8 tRNA genes are annotated in these 841 nt (G+C 50.4%); all 8 read left to right on the plus strand.

Annotated elements, in window-relative coordinates:
* Positions 1-109: 109 nt before the first annotated feature.
* The 8 genes from BTU61_RS10135 to BTU61_RS10170 all read left to right on the plus strand — a co-directional run bounded on the left by BTU61_RS10135 (position 110) and on the right by BTU61_RS10170 (position 815).
* Positions 110-182: transfer RNA gene (locus tag BTU61_RS10135), tRNA-Val, on the plus strand.
* 4 nt (positions 183-186) lie between these two features.
* Positions 187-259 (plus strand) — tRNA-Asp (locus BTU61_RS10140).
* A 24-nt stretch (positions 260-283) separates the two neighbouring features.
* A tRNA-Lys gene (locus BTU61_RS10145) sits at positions 284-356 on the plus strand.
* A gap of 7 nt (positions 357-363) precedes the next feature.
* Positions 364-445: transfer RNA gene (locus BTU61_RS10150), tRNA-Leu, on the plus strand.
* Between the two features lie 16 nt (positions 446-461).
* A tRNA-Thr gene (locus BTU61_RS10155) sits at positions 462-534 on the plus strand.
* A 23-nt stretch (positions 535-557) separates the two neighbouring features.
* Positions 558-629 (plus strand) — tRNA-Gly (locus tag BTU61_RS10160).
* A gap of 7 nt (positions 630-636) precedes the next feature.
* Positions 637-722, plus strand: a tRNA-Leu gene (locus tag BTU61_RS10165).
* A 19-nt stretch (positions 723-741) separates the two neighbouring features.
* A tRNA-Arg gene (locus BTU61_RS10170) sits at positions 742-815 on the plus strand.
* Positions 816-841: the final 26 nt, after the last annotated feature.

Consider the following 841-nt stretch of genomic DNA (forward strand, 5'->3'; position numbering starts at 1 on the left):
AGGCTCATTTGGGAGTTTAGCTTAGTTGGAATCGAGAGGCAATCGAGATTTCAATCGGCGGATAAGAGAAACGCAGTTTCTGACCGTTGGCTGAGTTAAACGACCATAAGGGAGTTTAGCTCAGCTGGGAGAGCATCTGCCTTACAAGCAGAGGGTCAGCGGTTCGATCCCGTTAACTCCCATAAAGGTCCCGTAGTGTAGCGGTTATCACGTCGCCCTGTCACGGCGAAGATCGCGGGTTCGATTCCCGTCGGGACCGTTAAGGTAATGAAAATTATTTTAAGACTCGTTAGCTCAGTTGGTAGAGCAATTGACTTTTAATCAATGGGTCACTGGTTCGAGCCCAGTACGGGTCATAATTTTGCGGGTTTGGCGGAATTGGCAGACGCACCAGATTTAGGATCTGGCGCTTTACGGCGTGGGGGTTCAAGTCCCTTAACCCGCATAGAGAATAATAATGAGCCGGCTTAGCTCAGTTGGTAGAGCATCTGATTTGTAATCAGAGGGTCGCGTGTTCAAGTCATGTAGCCGGCATTTTTTTATAGGACAAAAGCGATGCGAACGTAGTTCAGTGGTAGAACATCACCTTGCCAAGGTGGGGGTCGCGGGTTCGAATCCCGTCGTTCGCTTGAGGAGGCCGGGGTGGCGGAACTGGCAGACGCACAGGACTTAAAATCCTGCGATTGGTAACGATCGTACCGGTTCGATTCCGGTCCTCGGCATAGACGAAGGTTGAAAGTAGCACCCTTAGCTCAACTGGATAGAGTACCTGACTACGAATCAGGCGGTTAGAGGTTCGACTCCTCTAGGGTGCATGGTCGCAAGACTATGTAAAGCAGAA

The organism is Streptococcus lactarius (genome assembly GCF_016642265.1).
In the GTDB taxonomy this organism is placed as follows: domain Bacteria; phylum Bacillota; class Bacilli; order Lactobacillales; family Streptococcaceae; genus Streptococcus; species Streptococcus lactarius.